The organism is Dyella soli (assembly GCF_054482295.1).
The window spans coordinates 815,815-830,888 of the sequence record NZ_JBTFFU010000002.1 but is presented as its reverse complement, the minus strand read 5'-3'; the positions used below and the strand labels follow the sequence as shown (position 1 = coordinate 830,888).

The 15,074-nt window shown below is 67.9% G+C and carries 16 protein-coding genes; 10 read left to right on the top strand and 6 right to left on the bottom strand.

From position 1 onward, the window contains the following. Positions 1-72 precede the first annotated feature (72 nt). From prfA to ppk2, 3 genes are all read left to right on the top strand, one after another. A complete protein-coding gene (gene prfA, locus ACXU4B_RS14170) occupies positions 73-1,152 on the top strand; it encodes a peptide chain release factor 1 (RefSeq protein ID WP_131411440.1) in 1,080 nt (359 codons plus the stop codon). 83 nt (positions 1,153-1,235) lie between these two features. Further along, positions 1,236-3,338, top strand: coding sequence for an O-linked N-acetylglucosamine transferase, SPINDLY family protein (locus tag ACXU4B_RS14165; RefSeq protein ID WP_131411442.1), 2,103 nt, complete (start codon positions 1,236-1,238; stop codon positions 3,336-3,338). Positions 3,339-3,354: 16 nt separating this feature from the next. After that, positions 3,355-4,134, top strand: coding sequence for a polyphosphate kinase 2 (gene ppk2, locus ACXU4B_RS14160; protein WP_131411444.1), 780 nt, complete (start codon positions 3,355-3,357; stop codon positions 4,132-4,134). A gap of 18 nt (positions 4,135-4,152) precedes the next feature. Here ppk2 and ACXU4B_RS14155 read toward each other — a convergent pair whose 3' ends face one another. The 4 genes from ACXU4B_RS14155 to ACXU4B_RS14140 all read right to left on the bottom strand — a co-directional run bounded on the left by ACXU4B_RS14155 (position 4,153) and on the right by ACXU4B_RS14140 (position 6,911). Beyond that, the gene (locus ACXU4B_RS14155; protein WP_131411446.1) at positions 4,153-4,650 is read right to left on the bottom strand and encodes a VOC family protein; all 498 of its coding nucleotides are present in this window, start codon (positions 4,648-4,650) and stop codon (positions 4,153-4,155) included. 237 nt (positions 4,651-4,887) lie between these two features. Further along, positions 4,888-5,154: an acylphosphatase gene (locus ACXU4B_RS14150; protein ID WP_131411448.1), complete on the bottom strand. Its 267-nt coding sequence runs from the start codon at positions 5,152-5,154 to the stop codon at positions 4,888-4,890. A gap of 3 nt (positions 5,155-5,157) precedes the next feature. After that, complete coding sequence (locus ACXU4B_RS14145; RefSeq protein WP_131411450.1) at positions 5,158-5,637, bottom strand: TlpA family protein disulfide reductase; 480 nt, start codon at positions 5,635-5,637, stop codon at positions 5,158-5,160. Beyond that, a complete protein-coding gene (locus tag ACXU4B_RS14140) occupies positions 5,634-6,911 on the bottom strand; it encodes a YihY family inner membrane protein (protein ID WP_131411452.1) in 1,278 nt (425 codons plus the stop codon). The genes ACXU4B_RS14145 and ACXU4B_RS14140 overlap by 4 nt, the downstream gene beginning before the upstream one ends. Before the next feature lie 135 nt (positions 6,912-7,046). Between ACXU4B_RS14140 and wrbA the strand changes: the two genes are divergently transcribed. After that, entirely contained in the window at positions 7,047-7,649 is a 603-nt protein-coding gene (gene wrbA / locus ACXU4B_RS14135) for an NAD(P)H:quinone oxidoreductase (protein ID WP_131411454.1), read from the top strand. Continuing rightward, positions 7,646-7,996, top strand: a complete 351-nt coding sequence (locus ACXU4B_RS14130) for a DUF2069 domain-containing protein (protein ID WP_131411456.1) — start codon at positions 7,646-7,648, stop codon at positions 7,994-7,996. Before wrbA ends, ACXU4B_RS14130 begins: the two co-directional genes overlap by 4 nt. Positions 7,997-7,999: 3 nt before the next feature. Here ACXU4B_RS14130 and pdxR read toward each other — a convergent pair whose 3' ends face one another. Further along, positions 8,000-9,481, bottom strand: coding sequence for a MocR-like pyridoxine biosynthesis transcription factor PdxR (pdxR, locus tag ACXU4B_RS14125; protein WP_131411458.1), 1,482 nt, complete (start codon positions 9,479-9,481; stop codon positions 8,000-8,002). 106 nt (positions 9,482-9,587) lie between these two features. Between pdxR and ACXU4B_RS14120 the strand changes: the two genes are divergently transcribed. From ACXU4B_RS14120 to ACXU4B_RS14105, 4 genes are all read left to right on the top strand, one after another. Then, positions 9,588-10,583 carry a transporter gene (locus ACXU4B_RS14120; RefSeq protein ID WP_240734130.1) on the top strand — a complete coding sequence of 332 codons (996 nt, stop codon included), beginning with the start codon at positions 9,588-9,590 and terminating at the stop codon, positions 10,581-10,583. Positions 10,584-10,635: 52 nt separating this feature from the next. Beyond that, on the top strand, positions 10,636-11,388 hold the full coding sequence (locus tag ACXU4B_RS14115) for a class I SAM-dependent methyltransferase (protein WP_131411460.1): 753 nt from the start codon (positions 10,636-10,638) through the stop codon (positions 11,386-11,388). Positions 11,389-11,543: 155 nt separating this feature from the next. Continuing rightward, the gene (locus ACXU4B_RS14110; RefSeq protein WP_131411462.1) at positions 11,544-13,190 is read left to right on the top strand and encodes an acyl-CoA dehydrogenase family protein; all 1,647 of its coding nucleotides are present in this window, start codon (positions 11,544-11,546) and stop codon (positions 13,188-13,190) included. A 59-nt stretch (positions 13,191-13,249) separates the two neighbouring features. Further along, positions 13,250-13,741, top strand: coding sequence for an asparaginase domain-containing protein (locus tag ACXU4B_RS14105; protein WP_131411464.1), 492 nt, complete (start codon positions 13,250-13,252; stop codon positions 13,739-13,741). A 97-nt stretch (positions 13,742-13,838) separates the two neighbouring features. Here the strand turns inward: ACXU4B_RS14105 and sufT are convergent, their stop codons facing one another. Further along, on the bottom strand, positions 13,839-14,396 hold the full coding sequence (gene sufT, locus ACXU4B_RS14100; RefSeq protein WP_131411466.1) for a putative Fe-S cluster assembly protein SufT: 558 nt from the start codon (positions 14,394-14,396) through the stop codon (positions 13,839-13,841). A gap of 236 nt (positions 14,397-14,632) precedes the next feature. Between sufT and ACXU4B_RS14095 the strand changes: the two genes are divergently transcribed. Next, positions 14,633-15,073, top strand: a complete 441-nt coding sequence (locus ACXU4B_RS14095) for a hypothetical protein (protein WP_131411468.1) — start codon at positions 14,633-14,635, stop codon at positions 15,071-15,073. The last annotated feature ends 1 nt before the right edge of the window (position 15,074 follow it).

Genomic DNA, 15,074 nt, shown 5'->3' with positions numbered 1-15,074 from the left:
GGGCCTGGCCCTGTTCGGCCGGCCCCGTCCGGTGCCCCGTCCTGTCTGCCACACCACTGAAGGCGCCCCCGCATGACCCCCTCGATCCGCCGCAAGCTCGAATCCCTCGCCGAGCGCCATGAGGAAATCGGCCTGCTGCTGGCACAGCCCGACGTGCTGGCCGACAACCACCGCTTCCGCGACCTGTCGCGCGAGTACGCGCAGCTGGAGCCACTGGCCGCCTCGCTGCGCGAGCGCGACGTGGCCGAGCGCGAACTGGCCGACACGCGGGCCATGCTCGACGACCCCGAAATGCGCGCCATGGCGCAGGACGACATCGCGCGGCTCGAAGCGCGCCTCGTCGCGCTCGATGGCGAGCTGCAGATCCTGCTGCTGCCCAAGGACCCGCGCGACGAGGCCAACCTGTTCCTGGAAGTGCGCGCCGGCACCGGCGGCGACGAGGCGGCCATCTTTGCCGGCGACCTGTTCCGCATGTACACGCGCTACGCCGAGCGCCGTCGCTGGCACGTGGAAATACTCAGCGAAAGCCCGGGCGAGCATGGCGGCTACAAGGAAGTCGTGGCCCGCATCGAAGGCAAGGGCGCGTATTCGCGGCTGAAGTTCGAATCGGGCACGCACCGCGTGCAGCGCGTGCCGGAAACGGAATCGCAGGGGCGCATCCATACCTCGGCGGCAACGGTGGCGATCCTCCCCGAGATGGACGAGATCGACGACATCGAGATCAACCCCGCCGACCTCAGGACCGATACCTTCCGTGCCTCCGGCGCGGGCGGCCAGCACGTCAACAAGACCGACTCGGCCATCCGCATCACCCATCTGCCCACCGGCATCGTGGTCGAGTGCCAGGACGAGCGCAGCCAGCACAAGAATCGCGCCCGCGCGCTGAGCCTGCTCAAGGCCCGGTTGCTGGACGATGAACGCAGCCGGCAGGCCGCGGTGCAGGCGGAATCGCGTCGACTGCAGGTGGGCTCGGGGGACCGCAGCCAGCGCATCCGCACCTACAATTTTCCGCAGGGCCGCATTACCGACCATCGCGTGAATCTCACGCTGTACCGGCTGCCCGAAGTGCTGCAGGGCGATCTCGACGAACTGGTCGACACGCTCACCCGCGAAAACCAGGCGGACGAACTGAAGGCGCTCACGGCCGGCTAGACAGCGGCGGGCGGTTCGTGCAAGGCGCCGGCGAAATGCAATCACCGATTGGCAGCCATCGCGCCCTGCGCTAGTTTTGGCGGATGACCGATCTTTTTTCCTCCTCTTCCGAGTCGCTGGCGCAGCAGATCGTTGCCCAGCTGGAGCGCGGCCTCTTTGGTGCCGCCGAACAGGCCGCCGGCCAGGCGCGCCGGCAGTTTCCCGACGACGCCGAACTGGCGCGCCTGCACGGCATCGCGCTCTTGCAGCTGCAGCGCCCCGATGACGCCCATGTGGCGCTCGAGCACGCCGCGACGATCGCCCCGCAAAGCGTCGAGGTGCAATGCAACCTGGCCAGCATCGAGCTGGCCCGGGGCGATGCCGATACGGCGATCGAACGCTTGCGCGCGGCATTGCGGGTGACGCCGGGGCACCCGGCGATCCTGCTCGGCCTCGGCAATGCCCTGATGGCGGCGGCGCGCTTCCAGCACGCACGCGAGTCCTATGCGATGGCCACGCACGGCGCGCCGGCCCATCCGGCCCTGCGCCTCAACCTGGCCGCGGCCGAACGCGAACTGGGCCACCCGGAGCTGGCCTTCACCCATATCGACGAAGCCTTGCAGCTGCACCCGAAATTCGACGCTGCCTACGCCCTGCGCGCCAACCTGCTGCAGGAGCAGGCCAAGCCGCTCGAGGCGGCCGAAGCCTGGGCGCAAGCCGAACGCCTGGCGCCGCAGAACCCGCAATACGCCTTTGGCGCCGGCCAGGCGCTCGAGGACGCCGGCCAGCTCGCGGCCGCCGCGGAGGCGTTTGCGCGCGCGCTGAAACTCAACCCGAACGACGGTCCCGCCCTGGGCCAGCTGCTGTTCGTCCGCCGCCGGCTGTGCGACTGGCGCGAGCTCGACGCGCTCAGCGCCCGCCTGCAGCATGCGGTATCCACGGGACAGGCCGTCGTCAGCCCCTTTGCCATGCTCGCCGAAGACGTCGACGCGGCCTTGCAGCAGCAATGCGCCAGCACCTATGCCGAATCGATCGACCGGCAAGCCGCGCCGCTGCGCAGGCAACTTGCCTTCACCCACGCCAAGCCGGCCCCGGATGCGCCGATCCGCGTGGGCTTTGTCGCCGACGGTTTCAATGAGCACGCCACCGGCCTGCTGATGGTGGCCATGCTCGAGGCCCTCGCGGGCAACGACCTGGAACTTCATCTGTTCGCCACTACCGCGGATGATGGCGGCCCCATCCGCCGTCGACTGGCGGCAGCCACCACGCTGCACGACGTCGCCGGGCTCAACAACGCACAGCTTGCCCAGCGCATCCACGACACCGGCATCGAACTGCTGTTCGACCTCAACGGTTACTCGGGCCGGGACAATGGCGAGCTGTTCGCGCTGCGTCCCGCGCCGGTGCAGGTGAACTGGCTGGCCTATCCCGGCACCAGCGGCGCACCGTGGATGGACTACCTGCTGGCGGACAAGCAAGTCTTGCCCGACGCCATGCGCGCCCATGTCACCGAAAAGCTGCTGCGCCTGCCGCGCTGCTACCAGCCCAACGACCCGACCCGCGTGGTGGCCGAGCCGCCCTCGCGGGCCGCGTGCGGCCTGCCGGAAAGCGGCACGGTATTCGCCTGCTTCAACAACAGCTACAAGATCAACCCGGCCTCGTTCGCGCGCCTGATGCTGATCCTGCAACAGACGCCGGACAGCGTGCTGTGGCTGCTGAGCGGACCGGACGGCGCCGACGAGCGCCTGCGCGCCGCCGCCGTGGCCGCCGGCCTGGCAGCCGAGCGCCTGGTGTTCCTGCCCCGCCTGCCGCATGCGGAGTACCTGTCGCGCTACCGCCACGTGGACTTGTTCCTGGACACGTTGCCGTACAACGCGCACACCACCGCGTCCGACGCCCTGTGGGCCGGCTGCCCGGTACTCACCTGCACGGGCCGCACCTTTGCCGGTCGCGTGGCCACCAGCCTGCTCCACGAGCTTGGCCTGCCCGAGCTGGCCTGCGACGACGAGGAGTCGTTCATCGCCATGGCGACGCAGCTGGGCAACGACCGCGAGGCGCTCTCGACGCTGCAGCATCACCTGGCGCAGCAGCGCACGCAAAGCTCGCTGTTCGACATGAAGGGTTATGCCGCCGATTTCCGCCGCGCCCTGCAGGCCATGAGCGCGCGCTATCGTATCGGACGCAAGCCTGCCGACCTGGATCTGTAGCCGCGGGAGCGAGCACATGGCCAAGAAGGAAAAGTCCTACCGTCGTGCGATGGAAGAACTTCAACTGGAACTGGCCGGCCTGCACCGATGGCTGCAAGGCAGCGGCCATCGGGTTGCGGTGATCCTGGAAGGACGTGATGCCGCCGGCAAGGGCGGCACCATCAAGGCCATCACCGAGTCGATGGATACGCGCGGCTATCGGATCGCCGCACTCGACAAGCCCAGCGCGACCGAATCCACGCAGTGGTATTTCCAGCGCTACGTCGATCACCTGCCCAGCGCCGGCCAGATCGTGCTGTTCGATCGCAGCTGGTACAACCGCGCCGTGGTCGAACCGGCCATGGGCTTTTGCACCAAGGCCCAGTACAAGGCCTTCATGGCCGCCGTGCCGGTGTTCGAGAAGCTGCTGACCGACGACGGCCTGATCCTGATCAAGTACTGGCTGGCGGTGGACCAGGACATGCAGGAAAAGCGCTTCCAGGAACGTGCCACGGACCCGTTGAAACGCTGGAAGCTCTCGCCCAACGACCTGGCCTCGCGCCACAAGTATGCCGAGATGGGACAGCTGCGCGACGCCATGATCGAGCGCACGCATCGCACGCACGCACCGTGGTTCGTGGTCGACTTCAACGAACAGAAGCGCGGACGCGTCAACCTGATCCGGCACCTGCTGCAACAGATCCCGCGCCACGACGAAACCATTCCCGAAGTGAAGCTGCCCAGGCTCAAGGGCAAGCCCAAGGACGAGCACGTCACCAGCAAGGCGCTGTGGGTGCCCGATACCTGCGACGAATGATCGCCGGCCGCCGGCGGGCTAGGCCATCGCCCGCCGCAACGCGTCGAGGTCGATCTTCTTCATCTGCATCAGCGCGCCGGTGGCCTTGCCGACCTTGAGCGGATCGGGATGGGTGAGCATGTCGATCAGTTCCGTCGGTACGACCTGCCATGACAGGCCGTAGCGGTCCTTCAGCCAGCCACACTGCTGGGCCTTCGCGTCGCCGCCCTGGGTCAGCCTGTCCCAGTAGTAGTCCACCTCGTCCTGCGAATGGCAGTTGACCACCAGCGACACGGCCTCGTTGAAGCGGAACACCGGCCCGCCGTTGAGCGCCGCGAACGACTGGCCGTCCAGGTCGAAGCCGATGGTCATCACCGAGCCTTCCGGGCAACCGGAGGCGGCGGCACTCTCGGCATTGAAGCGGGTCGTCGCGGTGATGCGCGAGTTCTCGAACACCGAGACGTAGAAGTCGACGGCCTCTTCGGCCTGGTGATCGAACCACAGGAATGGCGTGATGCGCTGGAAGCGGGAAGACATGCAGGCTCTCCTCGGCGATGGCGCCGATCGGCGGGTGGATGGCTGCGGGAACTCCGGGGCGGACCTCCCATCCAGACGACGAGTGGGCGGCCGCGGAATCGACAGGCCATTCTGGCCCTGGCATGTGTGGTCGAGGTCGATCGCGCGTGAAGGGCGGCCTGCCGACCGTGCTGCCGTAGCGGCATCCGCGCGGGGTCCACGATCGGCGATGCCTCCACGCGCGCATCGAAAGATCGCCTAGCTGGTGCGGAACCCGCGCCCCCCCGGGGGCTCGCACGCTTCGCTGGTCACATCATCGACGCGGGCGGAGGCCGGGCCACGCCACAGCCATTGCTCGAGCGCGTCCAGCGCGGAACCCGAGCCGGTAGCCACCACTTCCACGCGGCCATCGGGCAGGTTTTTCGCGTACCCCGCCAGGCCCAGCGCCAGGGCCTGTTCGCGGGCGCTGGCCCGGTAGAACACGCCCTGCACCTTGCCGCTGACGAGGAAGCGCCGCGCGGCCATGGCCTACTTGCCGAGCCCGATGGCCTGACCGAGGGAGGCCTCGGTCACCGGGCCCACGAAACGCTTGGCCACCTTGCCGTCCGGACCGATCAGCCACGTGGTCGGCAGGCCGCGCGGCTCGTCGAAATCCTTCAGCGGCTGGTCGAGCGTGACCTGGGCGATCGGATAACTCACCGGGTGCTTGGCCACGAAGGCCTGGATGTCGGCCTTGTCGCTGTCTTCATAGGCCAGGCCGATGGCGGCCACCTTGTCCTTGTGGTCGCTGACGAACTTCGAAATGTCCGGCATTTCCTTGATGCATGGCACGCACCACGTCGCCCAGTAATTGACGATCACCCAGTGCCCGCGCTGCGCGGCCAGGTCGAAGCTCTTGCCGTCGATGGTGGTCACCTTGATCGATGGCTGTTCGGGCATGGCCGCCTGCGCCGGCACGGCAAATGCCACGGCCATGCCCAGGGCGGCAAGCGACTTCAACAATGTCATGGTTGGATGTCCTTCGATTCTTCAGTGGCCGGCGGTGCCGGCGGGTAAACCGCATTGAGCCGGGTACCCAGCGTGGCATCGATAGATTGCGCAGCGATGTCGAGCAGCGCGATCAACTCCGCCGGCAGCCGGATGCCCTGCGTCCGGGCTTCCTCCGCCGGGCGCAGCGGCAGGCGATGGGAACTATGAGCATACACGCGCAGCAGGTCGGTACTGTCCAGGCTGCGGCTCAGCAGCCAGCCGCCGCCTTCGACGCGCCGGATCACATCGGCGCGCTGCAGGTCCTCGAAATAGCCCGCGATGGCGCCACTGGGCAGATACGGGTCGCTGATCCGCACCTCCTCGGGATCCACCCTGCCACCCCGCCGGTGTGCATCGATGAAATGGCGCAGCACCACCAGCAGGCCAAGGAAGGCGGCGTCCTCGGACAGACACGTCGACGGCGGCTGGTAGTCGAAGGCCGATAGCGAGGCGGCCACCGAAGCGCAAAGAATCACGATGACCCACGAGAGATAGATCCACAGCAGGAAGATCGGTATCGCCGCCAGCGCGGCCCCGTAGACCTGCTGATAGGTCTGCGCGTGGTGAACGAAACGCGAGAAGCCCCAGCGCGCGATTTCGAACAGCACGGCGCCGAGCAGCGCACCGAGCGCGGCGTCAGTCCAGATCACCTTGCGATTGGGCACCACCACGTACATCAGGACCAGGGTCAGGAACGTCACCAGGAACGGCAGCGTGCCGATCAGGCGCTGGCGCAGGCCAAGCTGGACCGACGCATCCTGCAGCAAGGGCACCGCGGTGACATACGACGACAGCGCCAGCCCGCCAACGATCAGCACGGGCCCCAGCGTGAGTGCCGCCCAGTACAGCAGCAGGCGGGAACCCCAGCCGCGCTGGCGGCGCACGCGCCAGATGCGATTGAGGCGATCCTCGATGCTCACCATCATCGACAGCGCGCTGAAGAACATCACGATGATGCTGAGGCCGGTCAGCTTGCTGGCGTTGTCGGCAAAACCGTTGAGGTACTGCTGAACTTTCTCGCCCGCCGCCGGCACGAAATTACTGAAGACGAATTCGATCAGCGTGGTGCGCGCGGCGGCAAAGGCCGGAAACGCTGCAAAGATCGCCAGCGAGGCAACGATCAGCGGGACCAGCGATACCAGCGTCGTGTAGGACAGCGCGCCGGCCGTTTCGAAGCACTTGTCGTCGATGAATCGCAACCACAGGAAGTGGCTGAAACTTCGCGCGCGATCGCGATCGAATCGCAAGGCCATGGTGGCTCCTTCCTCGGCGTCAGGCATCGAAGATGCCCCATGGTTGGCCCGGTCGCATTGGCAAGGCGTGAACAATCGGGCAACTTGGGCGTCCTCGGCCGGTACACTAACCGATCACTCGCCTGCGCCCAAACCATGAGCCAAGACATCCTGGTCCTCTACTACAGCCGCTCCGGCCACACCGCCCAGCTCGCGCGCCTGGTCGCGCGCGGGGTGGAGGAAATCAGCGGCATGCGCGCCCGCCTGCGCCAGGTGCCGCCGGTGGCACCGGTGACCGAAGTGGCCCAGCCGCCGGAGCCCGAGGAAGGCGCGCCCTATGTCACGCGACAGGACCTGACCGACTGCGTCGGGCTGGCGCTGGGCAGTCCCACGCGCTTCGGCAACATGGCCGCGCCGCTCAAGTACTTCCTCGATTCGACAGGCGCCGAGTGGGCCAGCGGCGCACTGGCCGGCAAGCCGGCCGCCTTGTTCACCGCGACCAGCACGATGCACGGCGGGCAGGAGTCCACCCTGCTGACGATGGCGCTGCCCCTGCTCCACCACGGCATGCTGATCGTCGGCCTGCCCTATACCGAGCCCGCGCTCACCGCCACGCAAAGCGGCGGCACGCCCTACGGCGCCAGCCACGTGACTGGCCCCAAGGGCGAGAACAGCATCACCGAGCACGAACGCGAACTCGCCCGCGCACTGGGCCGCCGCCTGGCCGACGTTGCCCGCCGCCTGGGCGGCCAGGCATGAATGCGGCGCCCATCGCCACGTCGTATCGCGTCGGTCTCGCCAGCTGGGCGGCATTGACCGCCCTGCAAGTGCTCTGGCACGGCTGGCTGTTCCCCGCGCAGGTCTTTCCCGTCGCCGTCGCACTGGCCCTCACCGTGGTCCCGCTGCTGCTACCCCTGCTGGCCATCCGCGATGTGCGCCGCGCCCTGCTGTGGGTCGGCATCCTCAGCCTGTTCTATTTCTGCCATGGCATCGCCGAAGCCTGGAGCTCGCCCGACGAGCGCGTGCTTGCGCTGATCGAGATCGCGCTGACGCTCACGCTGATCGGCACCCTCGGCGCAAGCGTCAAGCGCAAGCCGCGCAGCTGAAGCTCAGAAGCAGCGACTGAGCTTGCGCATGGCGGCGTGGATCTCCTCCACGCCGGCACCGCTGTAACCAAGGATGAGGCCACCGCGAACCGGCGGCTGCAGATGGCACAGCGACAGGGGGCGCACGGATACGCCTTCGAGCGCGGCCCGGCGCGACACGGCCACGTCATCCACGCCGACCGGCAACAGGCCTGCCAGCTGCATGCCGGCCTCGGCGCCGATCACTTCGAAGCGGTCGCCGAGGCAGTGGTCGATCGCCTCGCGCGCCGCCGCACGCCGTTCCATGTAGAGCATGCGCATGCGGCGGATATGCCGCGCGAAATGCCCCTCGCGCATGAAGTCCGTCATCACCATCTGGTAGAGCGTGGAAGAAAACGTGTCCATCGCATCGCGCGCGGCGCAGAAGTCCGCAACCAGGTCCCTGGGCACCACCATGTAGCCCAGCCGCAAGGCCGGAAACATCACCTTGCTGAAGGTGCCCAGGTAGATCACCCGTGCGCTGGTGTCCGCGCCCTGCAACGAGGCGAGCGGACGTCCGCCGAAGCGGTACTCGCTGTCGTAGTCGTCCTCGATGATCCAGGCGCCGTTGCGGGCGGCCCAGTCCAGCACCTGCATGCGCCGCGCCGCGCTCATCGTCACGCCCAGCGGAAACTGGTGCGAGGGCGTGATGTAGACGGCGCGCGCACCGCGCCCGCGTCGCTCGCCTTCGGCCACGTCGATGCCGTCGTGGTCCACCGGTACCGGGATCATCCGCGCGCCGGCCGTCCTCAGCGCCTGGTGCGCGCCGGGATAGCCGGGCTCCTCCATCCACACGCGGTCGCCGGCGTCGAGCAGCACATGCGCGCAGATCTGCAGCGCCTGTTGCGCGCCGGTGGTCACCACGACCTGCGAAGCATCGCAGCGCACGGCCCGCATGGTGCCCAGGTATTCGGCAATCGCTTCGCGCAGGGGCAGATGGCCCATCGGATCGCCATAGGTCATGGCCTCGAGCGGCAGATGGCGGGCGTGCCTGCCCACCAGTTTCGACCAGATCGCCATCGGAAACTGGTCGAGTGCGGGCAGGCCCACGCGGAAGGCGCCCATGTTGCCCAGCCAGGTCTGCTCCGGTGCGCGCATCTGCGCCGCGCGGCGGGACAACCGACGCGGCGCATCCCCAGCCGTCGGTTGCGGCGGCGTGCGCGGTCGCCTCGCACCGGCGGCCGTCGCCGGATCGTCCCAGATGGCCCGGGCGACGCAGGTGCCGGCTCCTTCGAAGGTTTCCAGGTAACCCTCGGCCTGCAGTTGCTCGTAGGCACCGAGGACAGGGATGCGCGAGATCTTCAGCTCGCTGGCGAGGCTGCGCGTGGACGGCACGCGCTGGCCGGGGCGCAACTGGCCGCCGATGATGGCCTGGCGAAACCAGTCCGACAGCTGCTGGTACATCGGCGAGCCGCTGCCAGGGTCCACCGCCATCGGGGGCAGGAAACCGGCGTGGATGCGCTTCATCGCGGCACCTCCAAAGTGGTCATACCAGATCGCATCAAAGTGGCTATTTAAGAAAACCACTTGGCGGCATAGCTTGCACCCCATGGACAGGCGCGAACAAGCATCCGTGCAGGGACAGATCCGGCGTGCGGCCAGGCGCTTCCGCCTGCCCGGCGCGTGCCTGATCTGCCTGCTGGCCTGGATGGCCGCCCCGTCACCCGCACGGGCCGACGCGGAGCCCGCCGGCGGCCTGCAGTCCCGCGACAATGCCTGGTGGACGGGCCCGATGCTGGCCAATTCGGCCGAGACCCTGCCGCAGGGACACGTGCTGGCCGAGCCCTATCTGTACGACATCATTTCCGAGCATTCGGACAGCTTCGGTTCGCGCACCTACCTGCTCTACGGGCTCGCCGACCGCTTCACCGTCGGCGCGATTCCCGCGTTCGGCTACACCCGCGTCAGCGGTGGCCCGGACAGCAGCGGCGTGCAGGTCGCCGACACCACGCTGCAGGCGCAATACCGGCTCACCCGCTTCCATGAAGGCAGCTGGGTGCCCACCATCTCGATCCAGCTGCAGGAAACCCTGCCCACCGGGACCTACGACCATCTGGACGATCGCCCGGCCGACGGCATGGGCAACGGCGCCTATACGACTTCGATCGGCATCAATTCGCAGACTTACTTCTGGCTGCCCAACGGACGCATCCTGCGCGTGCGCGTGAATATCTCGGCGGGGTTCTCCAGTCGCGTGAATGTGCATGGCGCGAGCGTCTATGGCACCGACAACAACTTCCGCGGCAACGCGCGACCGGGCAACACCGTGTCGGTCGATACCTCGCTGGAATACAGCGTGACCAAGCGCTGGGTACTCGCGCTCGACCTCCTCTTCAACCACAACGACAACACCACGGTGACTGGCCACACCACGACGGGCACCGACGGAACGTCGCCGGTCGCCGTGCGCCAGAACTCCGGTTCAAGCCAGGCCTACGGTTTCGCCCCCGCCGTGGAATACAGCTGGACGCCGAACGTGGGCGTGTTGCTCGGCGCACGGGTGATCCTCGGCGGCCATGGCACGTCCTCTTCCATCACGCCCGCGATAGCACTCAACTACGTCAACTGACGCTGCCGTGCCGGTGGCGTCGATACGGCTTCCGCTCACCGGAGATCACGCCATGAGGCTCTGCCTGCTGTTCGCCACGCTGGTCCTTGCCGCTACGGTTTCCGCGCCGGCGCCGGCAGCGTCACCGTCCTACATCGCCGCCGCCATCAGCGATGCCGCAAGACCCGACTCCGACCGCGCGCAGGACGAACATCGCAAACCCGCCGACGTCATGGTCTTCACCGGCATCAAGCCCGGCGACACCGTGGTCGACCTGATGCCGGGCTCCGGCTACTACACGCGCATCCTCAGCAAGATCGTCGGCCCTTCCGGCAAGGTCTATGCGTTGCAGCCGGAGGAGATGGACAAGATCGCGCCAAAGGGCCTGCAAAGCCTGAAGAGTTTCGCGGGCACGGCCGCCTATCCGAATGTCGTGGTGCTGGTGCAGCCGGTGACGACGCTGGCGATTCCCGCCAAGGTCGACATGATCTGGACCTCGCAGAACTATCACGACCTGCACGATCCCTTCATGGGCAAGCCGGACATGACCCGCCTCGACCGCGCCCTGTTCGACGCACTCAAACCCGGTGGCGTGCTGGTCGTGCTCGACCATGCGGCGGCCCCGGGCAGCGGCACCTCGCGGACCGATGACCTGCATCGCATCGACCCGGCGGCGGTGAAGGCAGAAGTCACCGGCGCCGGCTTTGTCTTCGCGGGCGAAAGCGATGTGCTGCGAAATCCGGCGGACAACCACACGCTGGGCATCCGCGATGCGTCGCTGCGCGGCCAGACCGACCGCTTCATCCTCAGCTTCCGCAAGCCGTAGCGGCGCTGCCCCAGGACGAGGTGACAGGTTCCCCGTGACACCCCGCTCGTCGTCAGGCGAACGCTTGAAGGCGGCCGAGGTCGGCGCGATCCATCCCGGCTGAAAGCGGCTGCGGGCACCTATACTCGGTGGCATCGATCCGCCGGGAGCCGTCCATGGGATTCCTCCAAGATCCGCCGCAGCTCGCTCATCCGTATCGTGAAGACCGGCTGCTGCGGGCCATGCTCGATCGCGCCCTGCCGCCAGCGCGCCGCGCCGCGCTCGACGCCGACCTGCAGGCACTCGGCGACCATGCACTGACGGCGTGGCAACGCGCCGCTGCCACCACGCGGCGCAAGCCGGTGCTCACGCAGTGGAACGCCTGGGGCGAACGTGTCGACCGCATCGAACTGACCGACGCCTGGCGCGACGGTCCGCATGTCACCACCCGGCACGCGGTGCTTGCCGCCGGCCACGAAGCGAGCGAGCACGCCCGGCTCGAACAATTTGCGCGCGTCTATCTCTATCACGTGCCCAGCGAGTTCTATACCTGCCCGCTGGCCATGACCGACGGTGCGGCCACGGCCCTGAAGGCATCGGGCAACAAGGCGCTGATCGAGCGCGCCGTACCGCACCTGCTCAGTCGCGATGCGTCCACGTTCTGGCTGAGCGGCCAGTGGATGACGGAGAACACCGGCGGCTCCGACGTCGGCCAGACCGAAACGGTCGCGCGCCAGGATGCGTCCGGGCAATGGCGATTGCACGGGCGCAAGTGGTTCAGCTCGGCTGTCGTCGGCGAGGTGGCGCTGGCCCTGGCGCGGCCGGAAGGTGCCGGTTCCGGCACCGGCGCGCTTGCGCTGTTCTACGTGGAAACCATGGACGGCCCGCGCCGCCGGCCCGAGCTGGTCATCGACCGGCTCAAGGACAAGCTCGGTACGCATGAATTGCCCACCGCGGAAATCCATCTCGACGGCCTGCCCGCGTGGCCGCTGGGCGAACTCGCCAACGGCGTGCGCCAGGTCGCGCCGATGCTCAACATCACGCGTACCTGGAACGCTGTCTGTGCGACCGCCAGCATGGCCCGCGCGATCACCCTGGCGCGCGACTACGCGACCCGCCGCCAGGCCTTCGGCAAGGCGCTGATCCAGCAGCCCCTGCACGCGCAGACCCTGGCCGACATGCAGGCCGAGTTCGAGGCGGCCTTTGCGCTCACCTTCGAAGTGGCGCACCTGCTTGGCCGCGTGGAACACGGCGCGGCGCAGGCGCACGAAGCCGCCCTGCTGCGGCTGCTCACGCCGCTGGCCAAGCTGTGGACGGGCAAGATGGCGGTGAAGCTGTGCTCCGAGGCGCTGGAATGTTTCGGTGGCGCGGGATACATCGAGGACACCGGCCTGCCCCAGCTGCTGCGCGATGCGCAGGTCTATGCGATCTGGGAAGGCACCACCAACGTGTTGTCGCTGGACAGCCTGCGCGCCCTGGCGGGCGACAGCGTGGCCGCGCTGCGCACCGCCATCAACGGCTGGCTGGCCGACAGCATCAACGCCCACGCCCGCCAGCAGATCCATGCCGCCATGGAGGCTGCCACGAACTATCTGGACACCCGCTCCGGACAACGCGAGGCGCTCGAAGCCGGCGCGCGCGGGCTGGCCATCACGCTGGCGCGTTGCGCGGCGGCGGCCCTGCTCGCGCGCCACGACACCTGGCTGGCGCCGCGCGGCAGTGCCCGTGCGGGCGCGGCCTTGCGGCGCTTTGTCGGGCACGGGCTGTCGCGGCTGGGCCACGTCGACGCCACCGATACCGCCCTGCTGCTGGGGCCGCACTGAGCACGGGGCGGCGCCAGCGGCTAAAATGCCCGCCACTCCCTCCCTGGCGACACCCGATCATGCAGCATCTGACCATCGTCACTACCGGCGGCACCATCGACAAGATCTATTTCGACGACAAGTCGGACTACAAGATCGGCTCGCCGCAAATCGGCGACATCCTGGGCCAGCTTGGCGTGGCGTTCCAGTTCGATGTGATTCCGATCCTGCGCAAGGACAGCCTGCACATGACCGACGAGGATCGCGCACTGGTGCGCTCCACCATCGAGGCCCAGCCGCATCGCCACGTGCTGGTCACGCACGGCACCGACACCATGGTCGAGACCGCCCGAGAGCTGGCCCACATCAAGGGCAAGGTGATCGTCCTCACCGGCGCGCTCAACCCGGCCCGTTTCCAGGGTTCGGATGCGGTGTTCAATGTCGGCTGCGCCGTGGCCGCCGTGCAGACGCTGCCCGACGGCGTCTACATCACCATGAACGGCCGCGTGTGGGACCCCGCCAAGGTCCGCAAGAACCGTGACGCCAACCGCTTCGAGGAAGCGAACGGCTAGGCATCGCCGGACACGTCACGCGCACAGGCCCGGTTGCAACGCCGGGCCTCTTTCGTTTCGGGTGTCGTGATGTCGCCCAGGCGCCGCGCGCGGCGTGTCAGAGCATGCCGGTTTCAAGCTTGGCGGCGTCGGACATCATCGAGTGGTTCCACGGCGGATCGAACACCAGGTCCACGTCGGCCTCGCTCACGGTGGGAATGAGTTCGAGCTTGGTGCGCACGTCGTCCACCAGGATGTCGCCCATGCCACAGCCAGGCGCGGTAAGCGTCATCTTCACGTAGACCTTGCGCGCATCCGGCGCGAGCTGCTCCAGGCTTACGTCGTAGACGAGGCCCAGCTCGACCACGTTGATCGGGATCTCCGGATCGAACACGGTGCGCAGCTGCTGCCACACCAGGTTCTCGACGTCGGCGTCCGAAGCGTCCACGGCCAGCTCGATCGGCGGCGGCGTTTCCTTGCCCAGTGCGTCGGCGTCATTGCCGGCGATGCGGAACAGGTTGCCTTCCACGTAGACGGTGAAGCTGCCGCCCAGCGCCTGGGTGATGTAGCCGATCTGTCCGGCCGGCAGGCTCACCGTTTCTCCCTGCGGCACCATGACAGCCTGGCAGTCGCGCTCCAGGGTGAAGGGTTCGCTGCTAAGACTGAAACCGCTCATGCCGATCCTGCCAAATCTCATCAATGGGCGTGGCAAGCTGCCGCGCCAAGCTGACCATTATGCCGCGTGATCACCGCGCTCGCCTGCACACATCAGGCCAGGGCGGGCTGATCTCAAGGGGGAACGGGCCCGCCAGCGCGCCGCAGGCGGGCTCCGGGCGGCCGCGCCGCGCTATGATGGATGTTTTACGCCAGAGAAGAGCCCGTGTCCGCCGCCTTGCTTGGTTTTTTCCGGCCATGAATCCACGGGTCGCCTTTTCGTCTCTGTTTGCCCTGGTCAGCGCCCTCATGCTTGGCATGGCTGCCGGTGCCGTCTGGATGGTGCCTACGCTGTACCTGCAGCAAGCCCTGCCATGGCTCGCCATACCGGCCGGCTGGCTGCTGGGCAAGGCGATGCGCGCCTGGGTGCGCCCGCCCGGCCTGCAGGCGGCCTTGCTGGCCGCGCTGGCCATGTTGCTGGCGGCGATCTACGTCAACGTGCTGATGGCCGCCGCCCGCATTGCCGGGCTGATGGGCATGGGCCTGATCGACGCCCTGCATACCGCCGGCGTCGGCCTGCTGGTGCAGCTGGCCGACCTGGGCCACACCTCGGCCGACAACGTCTGGTACGCCATCGGCCTGGGCCTGGCGGCGCTGACCGCGTTTCGCGCCAGCCGCCAGCCTGACGCCGGCGGCTGAG